The 14035-nt window shown below is 65.4% G+C and carries 11 protein-coding genes; 4 read left to right on the plus strand and 7 right to left on the minus strand.

What is annotated here, in order from left to right; translation table 11 throughout:
* The 5 genes from A5636_RS27410 to A5636_RS17540 all read right to left on the minus strand — a co-directional run.
* The coding region (locus A5636_RS27410; RefSeq protein WP_253900630.1) for a hypothetical protein at nucleotides 1–152 on the minus strand (152 nt) is incomplete at its 3' end.
* Nucleotides 153–424: 272 nt separating this feature from the next.
* On the minus strand, nucleotides 425–1582 hold the full coding sequence (gene embR, locus A5636_RS17525; RefSeq protein ID WP_065159912.1) for an ATPase/transcriptional regulator EmbR: 1158 nt from the start codon (nucleotides 1580–1582) through the stop codon (nucleotides 425–427).
* A 339-nt stretch (nucleotides 1583–1921) separates the two neighbouring features.
* On the minus strand, nucleotides 1922–2647 hold the full coding sequence (locus A5636_RS17530; RefSeq protein WP_065159913.1) for a C39 family peptidase: 726 nt from the start codon (nucleotides 2645–2647) through the stop codon (nucleotides 1922–1924).
* Between the two features lie 379 nt (nucleotides 2648–3026).
* Nucleotides 3027–4937, minus strand: a complete 1911-nt coding sequence (locus tag A5636_RS17535; RefSeq protein WP_065159914.1) for an ABC transporter ATP-binding protein — start codon at nucleotides 4935–4937, stop codon at nucleotides 3027–3029.
* Nucleotides 4934–6673: an ABC transporter ATP-binding protein gene (locus A5636_RS17540; protein WP_065159915.1), complete on the minus strand. Its 1740-nt coding sequence runs from the start codon at nucleotides 6671–6673 to the stop codon at nucleotides 4934–4936. The genes A5636_RS17535 and A5636_RS17540 overlap by 4 nt, the downstream gene beginning before the upstream one ends.
* A 188-nt stretch (nucleotides 6674–6861) precedes the next feature.
* Here A5636_RS17540 and A5636_RS17545 point away from each other — a divergent pair, with 188 nt between their 5' ends.
* Nucleotides 6862–7404 carry a DUF3558 domain-containing protein gene (locus tag A5636_RS17545; protein WP_081287854.1) on the plus strand — a complete coding sequence of 181 codons (543 nt, stop codon included), beginning with the start codon at nucleotides 6862–6864 and terminating at the stop codon, nucleotides 7402–7404.
* An 11-nt stretch (nucleotides 7405–7415) separates the two neighbouring features.
* On the plus strand, nucleotides 7416–7949 hold the full coding sequence (locus tag A5636_RS17550; RefSeq protein ID WP_065159916.1) for a DUF3558 domain-containing protein: 534 nt from the start codon (nucleotides 7416–7418) through the stop codon (nucleotides 7947–7949).
* A gap of 227 nt (nucleotides 7950–8176) precedes the next feature.
* Here A5636_RS17550 and A5636_RS17555 read toward each other — a convergent pair whose 3' ends face one another.
* Together A5636_RS17555 and A5636_RS17560 are read right to left on the minus strand one after the other, a co-directional pair.
* Complete coding sequence (locus tag A5636_RS17555; RefSeq protein ID WP_065159917.1) at nucleotides 8177–8683, minus strand: SixA phosphatase family protein; 507 nt, start codon at nucleotides 8681–8683, stop codon at nucleotides 8177–8179.
* Between the two features lie 34 nt (nucleotides 8684–8717).
* Nucleotides 8718–10097, minus strand: coding sequence for an HNH endonuclease signature motif containing protein (locus A5636_RS17560; RefSeq protein WP_065159918.1), 1380 nt, complete (start codon nucleotides 10095–10097; stop codon nucleotides 8718–8720).
* A gap of 125 nt (nucleotides 10098–10222) precedes the next feature.
* Here A5636_RS17560 and A5636_RS17565 point away from each other — a divergent pair, with 125 nt between their 5' ends.
* Nucleotides 10223–11377: a metallophosphoesterase family protein gene (locus tag A5636_RS17565; protein ID WP_065159919.1), complete on the plus strand. Its 1155-nt coding sequence runs from the start codon at nucleotides 10223–10225 to the stop codon at nucleotides 11375–11377.
* Nucleotides 11374–13995 carry an AAA family ATPase gene (locus A5636_RS17570; protein WP_065159920.1) on the plus strand — a complete coding sequence of 874 codons (2622 nt, stop codon included), beginning with the start codon at nucleotides 11374–11376 and terminating at the stop codon, nucleotides 13993–13995. Before A5636_RS17565 ends, A5636_RS17570 begins: the two co-directional genes overlap by 4 nt.
* Nucleotides 13996–14035: the final 40 nt, after the last annotated feature.

The following is a 14035-nucleotide window of genomic DNA, read 5'->3' on the forward strand; positions in this document are numbered from 1 at the left end:
AATTCGGCGGTCATCACTTTGACGGCGACGGTCCACTCCTTGACGGTGTGCTCGGCCTCGTAGACCTCGCCCATCCCGCCGCGGCCCAGCAACCGTTTGAGATGGTACGGGCCGAACGTCGAGCCCACCCGCGAGTCTGATGCCTCGCTCATCGCTGCTCCTCCTCAACCAACCCGAATCCCGCCGACACTATCAACACCCTTCACGTATCGCATCGAACGCAACCACCGGGCCCAGCAACCATGACGCTAATCGGGACGGTGGGCGCTTGCCAATAAGGCAGTCGACTGCGCCACCCGCGCTATTTGCGCCCAAACCCCGGCGTCCGGGGCATGATCCCGGACCACCGGACGGGCGCGTCGGGACTCGGATCGAGCAACGAAATAGATTGAGCAACAACTAGTTTCGTGTCCAGCGGTGAACCTCAGGCTTGTGTCTGCGCGGCGACACGGAAGGTGAACTCGTGATCGCAGATTCCGATGTGGTCACCATCGCAGATCGTGGCCGCGACTCGGATCCGTTGGTGCCGCACATGTACGCCGTTCGACGACCGTAGATCGTTGATGATGAAGTTGGTTCCGGTGTCGACGATGACCGCGTGGTGGCGGCTGACGTTGGCGCTGTCCAAGACGATGTCGTTGTCGCTGAGACGGCCGATTCGGGTCGCCGCGCCGCGCAGGGGATAGTCGCGACCGGTTGCGATCTCATGCAGGTACGCCGCAACCTTCTGGCGGGCGGCGTTGGTGCGCTGATCCAGTGCCGTGACCGTGCCCACGGCAGTCACCTTGGCGTTCTGTTTCGCGTCCAGAGGTTCCTGGCGCAGGATCCGTTCGTTGAGCGCACGCAGCGTGGGGCCGGGGTCGATGCCGAGGTCGTCGGCGAGCGTGGTCTTGACCCGACGGTAGGCGTTCAACGCATCGGACTGGCGATCCGTCAGGTAGTAAGCGGTGATCAGTTGTGCCCACAGCGGTTCGCGGTAGGGGTGTTCCACGGTCAGCGGCTCGAGTTCCGTGATGACCGCCGACGCTCGCCCGCAGGCGATCTCGGCCTCCGCCTTGGCGGTGTGCGCCAGGATCTTGTCCTCCACCAGCGCGGTGGCAAAGGAGTCGACGAATTGGAAGTCGCGCAGGTCGTCGAGTACCGATCCCCGCCACTCGCCCAGCGCCGCCGACAGGTGCCGACTGGCCTCCTCGAACCGCCCGGCCGCCGCGGCGTGCACGCCCGCCGTCTTCTCGACGATGAACCGGCCCAGATCGCAGCTTTGTTCGGGGATCGTGAGCCGGTACCCCGGGGGCGCCGCTGCCAGAACCACACGCGGGTCGGCCCCGGAGCCACTGACCAGCTTGCGCAGATTCGACACGTAGGAATGGATGCTGGCCCGTGCCCCCGACGGCGGCCACTCCTCCCACAGGGCGGTGATCAGCGCATCGATCCCGACGGGCCGGTTCCGGTTGATCACCAGCATGGCCAGCACCGCGCGCTGCTTGGGTGTGCCCAGCGGCACCAGGGTGCCGTCGATCTTCATCTCCAGTGGTCCGAGCACGCCGAACTCGAGACGTACGTCCATCGCGCTACCAGCCATTGAGGGTCCTCCGCGGCCTTCCGGTGCCTGCCGAACAGCTTCCGAAACAGCGACGTGCCAAAACGGCGCCGTTCCTCGTCATTCTTTCCTGGCCTATATGCGTCTTGTCTATGGGGTGCGTCCTGTCATTCTGCGGCATAACGGCGGAAAGTTGGTGCATCCGCGGTAATCCGACAGTGACAGGCCGGCTACTCGAATCCTGATCCCGCCCGCGCGGTGCTCCGCACGGTGTTGACAATCGCGTTGTGGCGCAGAGCTTTTGGTGGTTCATCGAATTCATGAGGTGATCGGTGTGCGGTAGGGTGCTGAACCGTTCCGGTGCAACGCATCTCCGGTCTGTTATGACTTGCGCGTCTCGTCGGTGACGGTCATGAAGTTGTGGCTGGTAGCCCATGCTTTGACGAAAACGGCCATCGGAACCTGCTCGTCCTTGCCCTTGGGTGTGCCGCTGTCGTTGAGGTGCACGACGCCGTTGGCCGTGTCGACGCCGGTCACCACCACCGCGTGATCGCTGCGGGGCTTGCCGTCGGTGCCGGTGTTCTCGACCGGCTGGTTCCAGATCATTTCGGCATTGAGCCCGACGATTACCCCTCGGCCACTGCCCAGGTACTGCTCGAGGGCGTCCATCCCGGTTGTCAGGCCGGTCTTGCCGGTGTGGTCCGCATCGACATTGGTTGCGTGGATCCCGTAGTGCGCCAACAGGGTCGGCAGGTCACCCGGGTTGGTGCCCAGCCCCGAGTCCGGGTCGTGCTTGTCGGCCGGCTTGACGTAGATCGAACCCGGGTGCACGACACTGGGGGTGGCTTGGGCCACCTTGATGATGGACCGCTCCGAGGGGAGCTTGCCGGTGATCTGGCCGACGACGTCCGCGCTGGACATGATGGCGCAGTCGTCGTAGTTCTGGTGCCGCCAGTACTTGGCGGCAGCGGTCGGGTCGCCGAACATGGTGGGACCAGATCTGGTCGGCAATGCCTCGGCCGGTCCGGCCTGGCCCAGGGCGACGGCGGCGGTGACGCTGAAAAAGAGGGCGGTCTTCGCCACCGCGGAGATCGTGCGGCTCTTCATCGTGTTGTCCTTTTCTCGACATTCGTTTTCGTGGTTCGCGGTCCGCGAGTTTTCAGGGGTTCGCGGTCCGCAGGCGGACTGGCTCGTCGAGAAAAGGTTCAGACGTCGGCCTATTCGTTATCTTGACGAATTCTTGGAGTAACTCGTCCAGTTGCCGGCCCGGTGTCGATGTAGCCGCCGCTTCGGGCCTGACCTGCTTGCCGCATTCGGGCATGGTCGCCGTCACCGAAGTGTGCGGGGTGGGTGCGTCTGGACTAGAGCGGAAGACCCGCGCGGGCACCCTTCGTCCGGCAGGTGCGTACCGTCGCCGCATCGGCCGTGGCGCAGATGCCGCTGATGTTCGGCTGCCGACCGAGCGACCGGTGGCGCCGAGCCCGAATCAGGCGCGCGTCATTTCGTAATACGCGCCGCGGCGCGCCACCAGTTCGGTGTGGCTGCCTTGCTCAACGACCCTTCCGGCTTGCAAGACCACGATCAGATCCGCGTCGCGAATCGTTGAAAGACGATGGGCGATAAGGAAACTCGTCCGATCGCGACGGAGTTCGCCGGTAGCCCGCGCGATCAGCAGCTCGGTTCGGGTGTCGACCGAGCTGGTGGCTTCGTCCAGGATCAGCAGCTGCGGACGGGCCAGGAAGGCCCGGGCGATCGTGATGAGCTGCTTTTCACCGACGCTGATGTTGCCGCCGTCGCCGCTGACCCGGGTCTGGTAGCCGGCGGGCAAGGTGTGCACGAACCGGTCGACGTAGGCCGCCTTTGCCGCAGCGAGTACCTCAGCGGTGCTGGCGTCGGGACGTCCATAAGCGATGTTCTCTTCGATGGTCCCGTCGAACAACCAGGTGTCTTGCAGCACCATGCCGATCCGCGACCGCAACCGCTGCCGATCCATGGTTGCGATATCAACACCGTCGAGCAGGATCCGGCCGGAGTCGACATCGTAGAACCGCATCAGCAGGTTCACCAGCGTCGTTTTACCCGCGCCGGTCGGTCCGACAATCGCGACGGTGCTGCCCGGTTCGGCAATCAGCGACAGATCGTGGATTACCGGGTGGCCCGGGTGGTAAGCGAAGGTGACGTGTTCGAACTCGACCCGCCCGGAAGCCGGGGTGCGGGTGTCGGCGGGGGCCGGATGGAGGTCCGGGCTTTCTTCGGGCTCGTCGAGCAGATCGAATACCCGCTCGGCGCTTGCCACCCCGGACTGCAACGTGTTGTACATCCCGGCGACCTGGCCCACCGGAGTATTGAACTGGCGGACGTACTGGATGAACGCCTGGATGCTGCCCAGTGTGATCTGTCCGGTCGCGACCTGCAGACCCCCGATCACCGCGACTGCGACATAGCCCAGGTTGCCGATGAACCCCGTCGCCGGCCCCACCAGGCCGGAGAAGAATTGAGCGCCGAAGCTTGCCTGGTAGACGTCACCGTTCAGCTTGCGGAACTGCTCTCGTGCCGCGGCCTGGTGACCGAACGTCTTGACTACGGTGAAGCCGCTGTACGTCTCCTCGATATGGGCGTTGAGCCGTCCGGTGCTGGTCCAGTGCGCCATGAACAACCGTTGCGAGCGGCGAGTGATCGCACGCGTGACCAACAGTGAGAACGGAACCGTGAACACGGTGATCAGTGCCAGCAGCGGCGATATCCACATCATCATCGCCAGCACCGCGACCACGGTCAGAAGCGAGGTCACCAGCTGGCTGATCGTCATCGACAACGAAGCTTGCATGTTGTCGATGTCATTGGTGACCCTGCTGAGCAGTTCACCACGCTGTTGTCGGTCGAAATAGGACAGCGGCAGGCGGTGCACTTTGTCCTCGACATCGGCGCGCAGCCTGGTGATGGTTCGCTGCACGGTTAGGTTCAACAGTCGTGCTTGGCACCAAAGCAACAGGGCGGCAACAATATACAATGCGAGCGCCAGCGTCAGGGTGCGTATCACGGCGCCGAAGTCCACACCCTGGCCGGGCACCACTTGCATTCCGGACAGCAGGTCGGCGAACGTGTTGTCGCCGCGTGCGCGGATGGCGGCGACAGCCTGCGCTTTGGTGATACCCGCCGGCAGCTGTCGCCCGATCACGCCGTTGAACAGCAGATCGGTTGCGTGCCCGAGGATCCGCGGGACGACGACGCCGATGCCGGTGCCGGCGATGCCCAGCACGATCACCGCGATGCTCAGCCGTCGTTGGGGGGCCAGCCGTCGCAGCAGCCGGCGCGCCGATCCGCGAAAGTCGCGGGAGCGCATATTGGGCGGCGCTGGGGCGGCACCGCGCGGCCGGGCATTCATGGGCGCGGTCATTGCGCGCCCCCGACAACCGCGCTCACCGACTGTGAGGCGGCGAATTCGGCATAGGTGGGGCAGTCGTCGAGCAGCGACTCGTGGCTGCCGGCGCCGACGATGTTGCCATTGTCCAGCACGATCACGTGGTCGGTCCGTGCTGCTGTCGAAATGCGTTGCGTGACAACGATCATCGTCGCTTCGCTCGCCGCCTCACGTAGCGCGCGACGCACCCGGGCTTCGGTGTGCACGTCAAGCGCTGAGAACGCGTCGTCGAACAGGTATATGGCCGGCCGGCGAATTACCGCTCGCGCGATCGCCAATCGTTGACGCTGCCCGCCGGAGAAGTTGATCCCGCCCTGTGCGACGCGCATCTGCAGCCCGTGCGGTCGCACGAAGTCCTCTGCGCCGGCGACTCGCAGTGCGTCCCACATCTGCTCGTCGGTTGCCTCGGCGGCGCCGTACCGCAGGTTGTCCGCGACTGTGCCGGTGAACAGGTAGCCGCTCTGGGGCACCAGGCCGATCGCCGACCACAGTCGCTCGGTGTCGTAGTCGCGGACATCGACGCCGTCGACCGTCACGCTGCCGTCGGTGACGTCGTAAAGCCGGGCGATCAGGGAGATCAGCGTCGACTTGCCCGAGCCGGTGCTGCCGACCACCGCCGTGCTGGTGCCCGGCTGTGCGGCGAACGAGATATGTTGCAGCACCGGGCAATCCGCGCCGGGATAGGTGAACGCCACCCGGTCCAGGCGCACGACGCCGGTGATTCCACGCGGCGGAAAGCTGGGCTCGGCCGGACTCTGGACCGCCGCACGGGTGGACAACACCTCGGTGATGCGTTCGGCGCAGACCGAGGCCCGCGGCAGTACCACCAACGTCATCGTCGCCATCAGCACCGCCATCAGAATCTGGGCGAAGTACGCCAGGAAGGCGATCAGCGACCCGACTTCCATCTGGCCCCGGTCGATGCGGAGTCCTCCGAACCAGATCAGCGCGACGCTGGACAGGTTGATGGTCAAGGTTGTCACCGGAAGCATCAACGCCTGCCAGTTGCCCGCGGACAGGGCCGCGTTGGACAGCGCCATGTTGGCTTGGTCGAACCTGTCGCGTTCGAACTGTTCCCGGGTGAACGCCCGTACCACCCGGACACCGGAAAGCTGGTCCCGCAGTACCCGGTTGATGCCATCGATCAGGCGTTGCATGCTGCGGAACAGCGGCAGCATGTGCGAGACGATCCAGAAATTGGCTACCGCCATGACGGGGACGCTGACCAGCAGCAGCCAGGTCAGCGCGGACTCCTGATGGATGGCCATGATGACGCCGCCGACGCACATGATCGGTGCGGTGACCAGCACGGTGGCCGTCGTCTGCACCAGGAAGACGATTTGCCGGACGTCGTTGGTGCTGCGTGTCAATAAGGTGGCCGCACCGAACCGGGCGGTTTCCGGTTCGGAGAACGTGATGACGTGTTCGAACATCGCGGCCCGAAGATCGCGGCCGAAGCCCGTCCCGGTTCGGGAACCGAGGTAGGTGGCGCCGACGGCGCACAGCACCTGCAGCCCGGTGACCACCAGCATCACCACGCCCAGCCGCACGATGGCTGCCGTGTCGCCCTGGGACACTCCGTCGTCGATGATCGCGGCGTTGACGGTGGGAAGGTACAGCGACGCGAGGGTGCTGATCGACTGCAGCACCATCAACGCCGCAACGAGCCGTCGGTACGGCCGAATGTACTGGCGCAGTAGGGCCAGGAGCATGGGGTAACTGTTGCACACCGGTGCGATGCCAGTCGCTTCCGCCGACTCGCCAACGGGCAGCGCTGAAATGCCTGATCAGGTGGCGTGTCGGTGGTTGACCCGCTGGGCTCCCGCTACAGTGCAACGTGTGGAGCAGCAGCAACCTCAGAAATGGCCGGGTAGCGGTGCGGCGTAATTCGACGACGCGGATGGTGCCCCTGACGGCTTTACTGGTCTTGGTGGCTATTCTTCTCGGAATTTCAGGGTGCTCGAGTTCCGACGACAACAAGCCGGACGCGACGGTTCCGTCGACGCCGGGAAACGCTGAGGGCAAGCACGGCCCCTTCTTTCCGCAGTGCGGCGGTGTCACGGACGAGACGGTGACGCAGCTGACCAAGATCACCGGGCTGGTCAACACCGCGAAGAATTCGGTGGGTTGCCAGTGGCTGGCCGGCGGCGGTATCTCGGGTCCGCACTTCTCTTTCTCCTGGTATCGCGGCAGCCCGATCGGCCGGGAACGCAAAACCGAGGAGTTGTCGCGCGCCAGCGTCGAGGACATCAACATCAACGGTCACGGCGGGTTCATCGCCGTCGGCAACGAGCCGAGTCTGGGCGATTCGCTGTGCGAGGTGGGAATTCAGTTTCAGGACGACTTCATCGAATGGTCGGTGAGCTTCAGTCAGAAGCCGTTCCCGCCGGCGTGTGACATCGCAAAGGAACTGACCCGTCAGTCGATTGCGAATTCGAAATGAGTCGCGGAAGCATGCGGGTTGGAGTCGCGGCGCTGGTCGCCGTGCTGATGGTGCTGACCGGCTGTTCGCGCTCGGTCGATGGGCAGGCCGTCAAAGCTGGCGGGGGAGGGGTTCCCCGCAACGACAATTCCCAGCGGCAATACCCGAATTTGCTCAAAGAGTGCGAGGTGCTGACCACCGACATTCTGGCCAAGACGGTAGGTGCCGATCCGCTGGACATTCAGAGCACGTTCGTGGGAGCCATCTGCCGGTGGCAGGCGGCCAACCCCGCGGGTCTGATCGACATCACCCGGTTTTGGTTTGAGCAGGGGAGCTTGAGCAACGAGCGCAAGGTCGCCGAGGGTTTGAAGTATCAGATCGAGACGCGGTCCATTCAGGGCATCGACTCGATTGTGATGCGCCCGAGCGATCCCAACGGGTCCTGTGGTGTGGCCAGCGATGCCGCCGGCGTGGTGGGCTGGTGGATCAATCCGCAGGTGCCCGGCATCGATGCGTGCGGGCAGGCGATCAAACTGATGGAACTGACGCTCGCCACCAACGCCTAGCGCGCCGACGATGCGGCCCGCGTAGCGGGCTGAGGAGGAGTCGCGCAATCGGGCTCTAGCGCGCCGACGATGCGGCCCGCGTAGCGGGCTGGGGAGGAGTCGCGCAATCGGGCTCTAGCGCCGACGATGCGGCCCGCGTAGCGGGCTGGGGAGGAGTCGCGCAATCGGGCTCTAGCGCCGACGATGCGGCCCGCGTAGCGGGCTGAGGAGGAGTCGCGCAAGCCGGACTAGCGCGGCACGTGGAAATCCACCAGCGCAGCGCCCCCGGGTTCCAGCTCTGACCAGCTGCCCGGGACGCGCAGCACCGCAATGCCCGAGGTCGGATACTTGTCCGACATGCTTTCCGCTGCGGCGATGTTGCTGCTCTCGGTATCGGCCAGGATGAGTGCCACCGAGGACGTCGTCGGTTCGTGGCCGACGACGAGCAGCGTGCTGACCTCGTCGCCGATCTTGTTGATTTCGCTGATGACGCCGCCGGGAGTGGCGCCGTAAAGCTGCACGACGTAGCGCACCGGCGCGTCGACGCCTGTGCACGTCAACGTCTCTCGGGCACGAGTCGCTGTGGAGCAGAGCACCGCGTCGACTTCAGGCAGGTTGGCGCGCAGCCATTCACCGGCAAGTCCGGCCTCCCTGCTGCCTCGCGGCGCCAACGGGCGATCGTGGTCGGCCACGCCGCTGGGGTATGCCGACTTTGCGTGCCGCATCAATACGAGGTTGAGATGCCGCTCGTCCATCGGACACACGTTAGCCACCGCCGGACGAGCGTCGCTACGGAGCACCCTCGTCGTCGTCTGTCTCGTCGTCTTCGTGGGTGAAGAGTTTCTCCGGGTGATGGAAGCTGTTGGTGCGGGGTTGGCCGTGGTCGAGGTGGGGTGGTGGGAGCCATTCGGTTTGGTGGTGGGTGTTGGTGCGGGTGGTCCAGCCGGTTTCGGCGAGTCTGTTGTGGGGGCCGCAGGCCAGGGTGAGGTCGGTGATGTCGGTGCGGGCGGTGGTGGTCCAGCCGGTGACGTGGTGGACTTCGCTGTGGTAGGCCGGGGCGTCGCAGCCCGGTTTGGTGCAACCCCGGTGCATGGCGGCCAGCATGATCCGTTGGGCCGGGGAGGCCAAGCGTTTGCCGTGGTAGAGCGCCAGGGGTTTGGCGCCGTCGAAGATCGCCAAATAGTGGTGGGCGTGGCTGGCCATGCGGATCAGGTCGGTCATGGGGAGCAGGGTGTCGCCGCTGGTGCGGGCTTTACCGGTGCCGGCTTCCAGATCCTTCAACGTAGTGGTGACGATGACCGACACGGGCAGCCCACGGTGCTGACCCAGATCGCCGGAGGCGAACAGCGCGCGGATCCCGGCGACCAGGGCGTCGTGGTGGCGTTGGCTGGTGCTGCGGGTGTCGCGGCGGGCGGTTTCCTCGTCGGGTTCGCCGTCCACGCGTGGAGCCTCATCGTCGGGGTTGCACATGCCCGGGGCGGCGAGTTTGGCCCAGACAGCCTCCAGCAGTGCGCGTAACTCGGGGGTGATCACGCCGGTCAACCGGGACATGCCATCGGCGTCCTGGGCGCCCAGGGTGAGACTGCGTTTGCGGGCGCGCTCTTGGTCGGAGAAGTCCCCGTCGGGGTGCAGCAGATCCATCAGGTGGCGGGCGTATTTGGCGACCTGATCGGGCCGGTATTCACAGGCTTTGGCGGCCAGGTCGGCTTCGGCGGCCTCGCGGGTGAACACGTCCACGGTGGCGGGCAGGTGGTCGAAGAAGTCGCGGATGACTTTGACGTGCCCGTCGCCGATCAAACCCTCGCGCTGAGCCTGAGCGGTCGCACTGAGCACCGGCGCCAAGGGCTGCCCGGTCAACGCGCGGCGCGGCCCGAGGTCTTGGGCGTCGGCGATGCGGCGGCCGGCTTCGGCTTTGGTGATCCGCAACCGGTCGGCCAACGCACCCCGCAGCGTCCCACCCAACTCTTCAGCGCTGGCCTGGGCGCCGACCCCATTGATCAACGAATGCTGCGGGGCCCGCATCCGGCGGTTGCCCCGCTCCAACCACTCCAACGCCCACAACCGCTCCCGGGTGGTGAACGCGTCAAAAGACAACGCACACACCCGATCCAACGCGGCATCGTACGCATCGAAGACCTCCGCAACCTCATCACAAGAACTCGAAAGCATGTTCGAATACTACCGCTCGGCCCCGACAAGATCGGACCTGCCGATCGACGTCCCAAGAGTTGTCGGTACCAACCCCTACACTCCCGAGGCAGTACCAAACACGTTCGAAGAAAGGGGTTCCGGGCATGCGATTCCTGCACACCGCCGATTGGCAACTGGGCATGACGCGGCACTTCCTTTCCGGCGACGCGCAGCCCCGGTATTCAGCTGCCCGCCGTGACGCGGTGGCCGGTCTGGGCGTCCTGGCCGCCGAAGTGGGTGCGGAGTTCGTCGTCGCCGCCGGCGACGTCTTCGAACACAACCAGCTCGCACCGCAGGTCGTCGGCCAATCACTGGAAGCCATGCGCGCCATCGGTATACCGGTCTATCTGCTGCCCGGTAACCACGACCCGCTGGATGCGTCGTCGGTCTACACCGGCGAATTGTTCACCGCCGAATGCCCCGACAACGTCATCGTGCTCGAATCGTCCGGCGTGCATGAGGTGCGCCCCGGCGTCGAGATCCTCGCCGCTCCTTGGCGGTCGAAGGCGCCCACCGCTGATCTCGTCGCCGAAGTGCTTGAAGGCGTGTCCGAATCCGCCGACACCACACGCGTACTCGTCGCGCACGGCGGTGTCGACGTGCTCGACCCAGACCGGGATAAGCCGTCACTGATCAAGCTGAATACCGTCGAGAAAGCGTTGCGCGACGGGGCAATTCATTATGTTGCCTTGGGCGACAAGCACTCTCGCACTGAGGTGGGCGGCACGGGACGGGTCTGGTATTCCGGTTCACCGGAAGTCACCAATTATGACGACGTCGAAGCTGACCCTGGTCATGTCCTGATCGTTGACGTCGACGAGAACGATCCAGCTCGAACCGTCACGGTCGAGGCTCGCCACGTCGGCCGTTGGCGTTTTGTCACCCTCCGCCGAGAGGTCGACACGAATCGCTGCGTCGCCGATCTCGATCTCAACCTGGACCTGATGAACGAGAAGGACCGCACCGTCGTGCGTCTTGCGCTGACGGGCTCGTTGACGGTCACCGACCGCGCCGCGCTGGACGCATGCCTGGACCGGTACTCGCGACTGTTTGCTTCGCTTCGGTTGTGGGACAGCCATTCCGACTTGGCGGTGGTCCCCGCAGACGGTGAATTCGACGGGCTCGGTATCGGTGGGTTTGCGGCCGCGGCGGTCGACGAGCTGGTAGCCACGGCACGTGCGGATGACTCCGAGTTCGCCGTCGATGCCCAGGGCGCGTTGGCGCTACTGCTTCGTCTGGCGGATCGGGGCGCGGCATGAAATTGCATCGGTTGGTCCTCACGAACTATCGCGGCATCACGCACCGGGAGATCGAATTTCCCGACAACGGTGTGGTGGTGGTATGCGGCGCCAACGAGATCGGCAAGTCGTCGATGATCGAAGCTCTGGACCTGCTGCTGGAGTCCAAGGACCGCTCGACCAAGAAAGACGTTAAGCAGGTCAAACCGACCAATGCCGATGTCGGTTCTGAGGTCACCGCCGAGATCAGCAGCGGCCCTTACCGTTTCGTGTATCGCAAGCGCTTCCACAAGAAGTTCGAGACCGAGTTGACGGTGCTGGCGCCACGTCGCGAACAGCTCACCGGCGACGAGGCGCACGAGCGGGTCCGCGCAATGCTGGCCGAAACGGTCGACACCGAGTTGTGGCGCGCTCAGCGGGTACTGCAGGCCGCGCCGACCGCCGCGGTGGATTTGTCCGGTTGCGATGCGCTGTCACGGGCACTCGACGTCGCTGCGGGCGACGACGCGGCGCTGTCCGGCAATGAGCCCATCCTGATCGAGCGCATCGACGCCGAGTTCGCCCGGTATTTCACCCCGACAGGGCGTCCGACCGGCGAATGGGCGGCTGCGGTCAAGCGACTGGATGACGCCAAGGTTGCCGTGGCCGAATGTGCGAACGCTGTCGCAGAGGTCGAGGACAGGGTGGACAGCCACGCCGAGCTGACCAGGCAGGCGGCTGAGCTAGCCAAGCAATGCAGCGCCGCCGAGCCGCGTTTGTGTGCCGCGCAGACCGCAACCGATCGTATTGCCGCACTTGCCGACCAGGTGCGAGAAGCAACATTGATCGCGGCCGCCGCCGTCGCGACCAGCGCCGCATCCACTGCCGCGCACACCGCGCGGCTCGATTTGATCGACGAAATAGATACTCGCAGAGCAACTATTGCCGCCCTCGCGGCCCAGGCGCAGGAAGCGGCCGAGCTTCGGGCGGCGGCAGCGCGAGACGCCGAGGCATGCGAAGCCGCGGTCGCCGACGCCGCACGGGCTCTGACGGCCGCGCAGGACCGAGCCGAATCTGCTCAACGCACGCTCGACGGGATCGCCGAGCGTGAGGAGGCCGAGCGCTTGCGCGCCCGACTTGCCAACATCGACCGCATCGAGCACGAGCGGTCCCGAGTGGTCAAAGAGTTGTCCGAGATCGCACTGACGCAAGGGTTGCTGCGCCGCATCGAAGATTCCGCCGCCGCGGTCGACCGTGTCAGCGGTCAACTGGAGTTGATCTCGGCGGTCGTGGAGTTCACCGCCGCCGCCGACATCGCGCTAACGGTCGACGACCGGGAAATCGTGCTACCGGCCGGGGGAAGTTGGTCAGTGACCGCCACCGGTCCCACTGACGTCCAGGTCGCCGGCGTGTTGACCGCTCGCATCACTCCAGGTGCCACCGCCCTGGACGTTCAGGCGAAACACCAAGAAGCGCAACAGAATCTCGAAGCCGCGTTGGCGGCCGGCGGTGTTGCCGATCTGGCAACGGCCCGATCGGTCGACGAATGCCGCCGCGAGCTGGAACGAACTCGCGACCAGCTCACTGCCACGCTCGCCGGGTTGTGCGGCGACGAACATGCCGAACAACTCCGCGAGAGGCTGGCGCAGTTGGTCGCCAGTCAATCGGCGGAAGCCGGCTTTGTCGACCTCGACGCCGATACTGCCCGCACACAACGGAACGAAGCTGACGCGGCTCGGGCAGCGGCCTACGCCGAGTGCGAAGTCCGTCGCCAAAGCGCCGCCGCCGCCGCTCACAGGCTAGCCGAAACGACCACCCGCGCAACCGTTCTCGAGAACGATGCAGCCGCACAACGCGCTGCGCTCGACACCTCGGTCACCCGGTTGGCCGGTGATCGTTCAACCGTCGACGACGATGCCCTGGCGGCTTCGGCCGACGCCGAGCGGCAGACGGCGCAGGCCGCAGAGCAGCGCGTTGCACAACTGAGCCAGGCGCTGGCAGCCGCCGCGCCGGACACGATGGCCGCCGAACTCAAGGAAGCCGCAGAGGTGGTCGAAGCGCTGCACGCGCGCCACGACGAGACCGTCGAGGCGTTACGAAAGGTGAGCATCGAGCTAGCAGTGCTGCGCAGTGAAGGACGAAAAGGCAAGCTCGACGCCGCAGAGATCGAACTCGAACACGCTGCCAGCCAGCACGCCCGGGTAGGAAGCCGCGCGAGGTCCGCACACCTGCTGCGGTCGGTGATGGGCCGCCACCGTGACACCACCCGCCTGCGTTACGTGGAGCCGTACCGCGCGGAACTCGAACGGCTCGGACGCCCGGTGTTCGGACCCAGCTTGGAGATCGAGGTCGACAGCAACCTGTGCATTCTCAGCCGAACACTGAACGGCGTTACCGTGCCCTACGAGTCGTTATCGGGTGGGGCCAAAGAACAACTCGGCATCCTGGCGCGACTGGCCTGTGCAGCCCTGGTCGCCAAGGAAGACACCGTCCCTGTGGTCGTGGACGACGCGCTGGGGTTCACTGACCCCGACCGGTTGGCCAAGATGGGCGAGGTGTTCGACGCTGTCGGCAACCACGGCCAGGTTCTGGTGCTCACCTGCAATCCCCACCGGTACGACAGTGTCACGGGAGCGCACCGCATCGATCTCAGCGCGTAGTGCTTTGGCGGCGGCAAGCATAAACTCGGCCGGAAACGGG

The organism is Mycobacterium asiaticum (assembly GCF_001673315.1).
GTDB lineage: Bacteria > Actinomycetota > Actinomycetes > Mycobacteriales > Mycobacteriaceae > Mycobacterium > Mycobacterium asiaticum_B.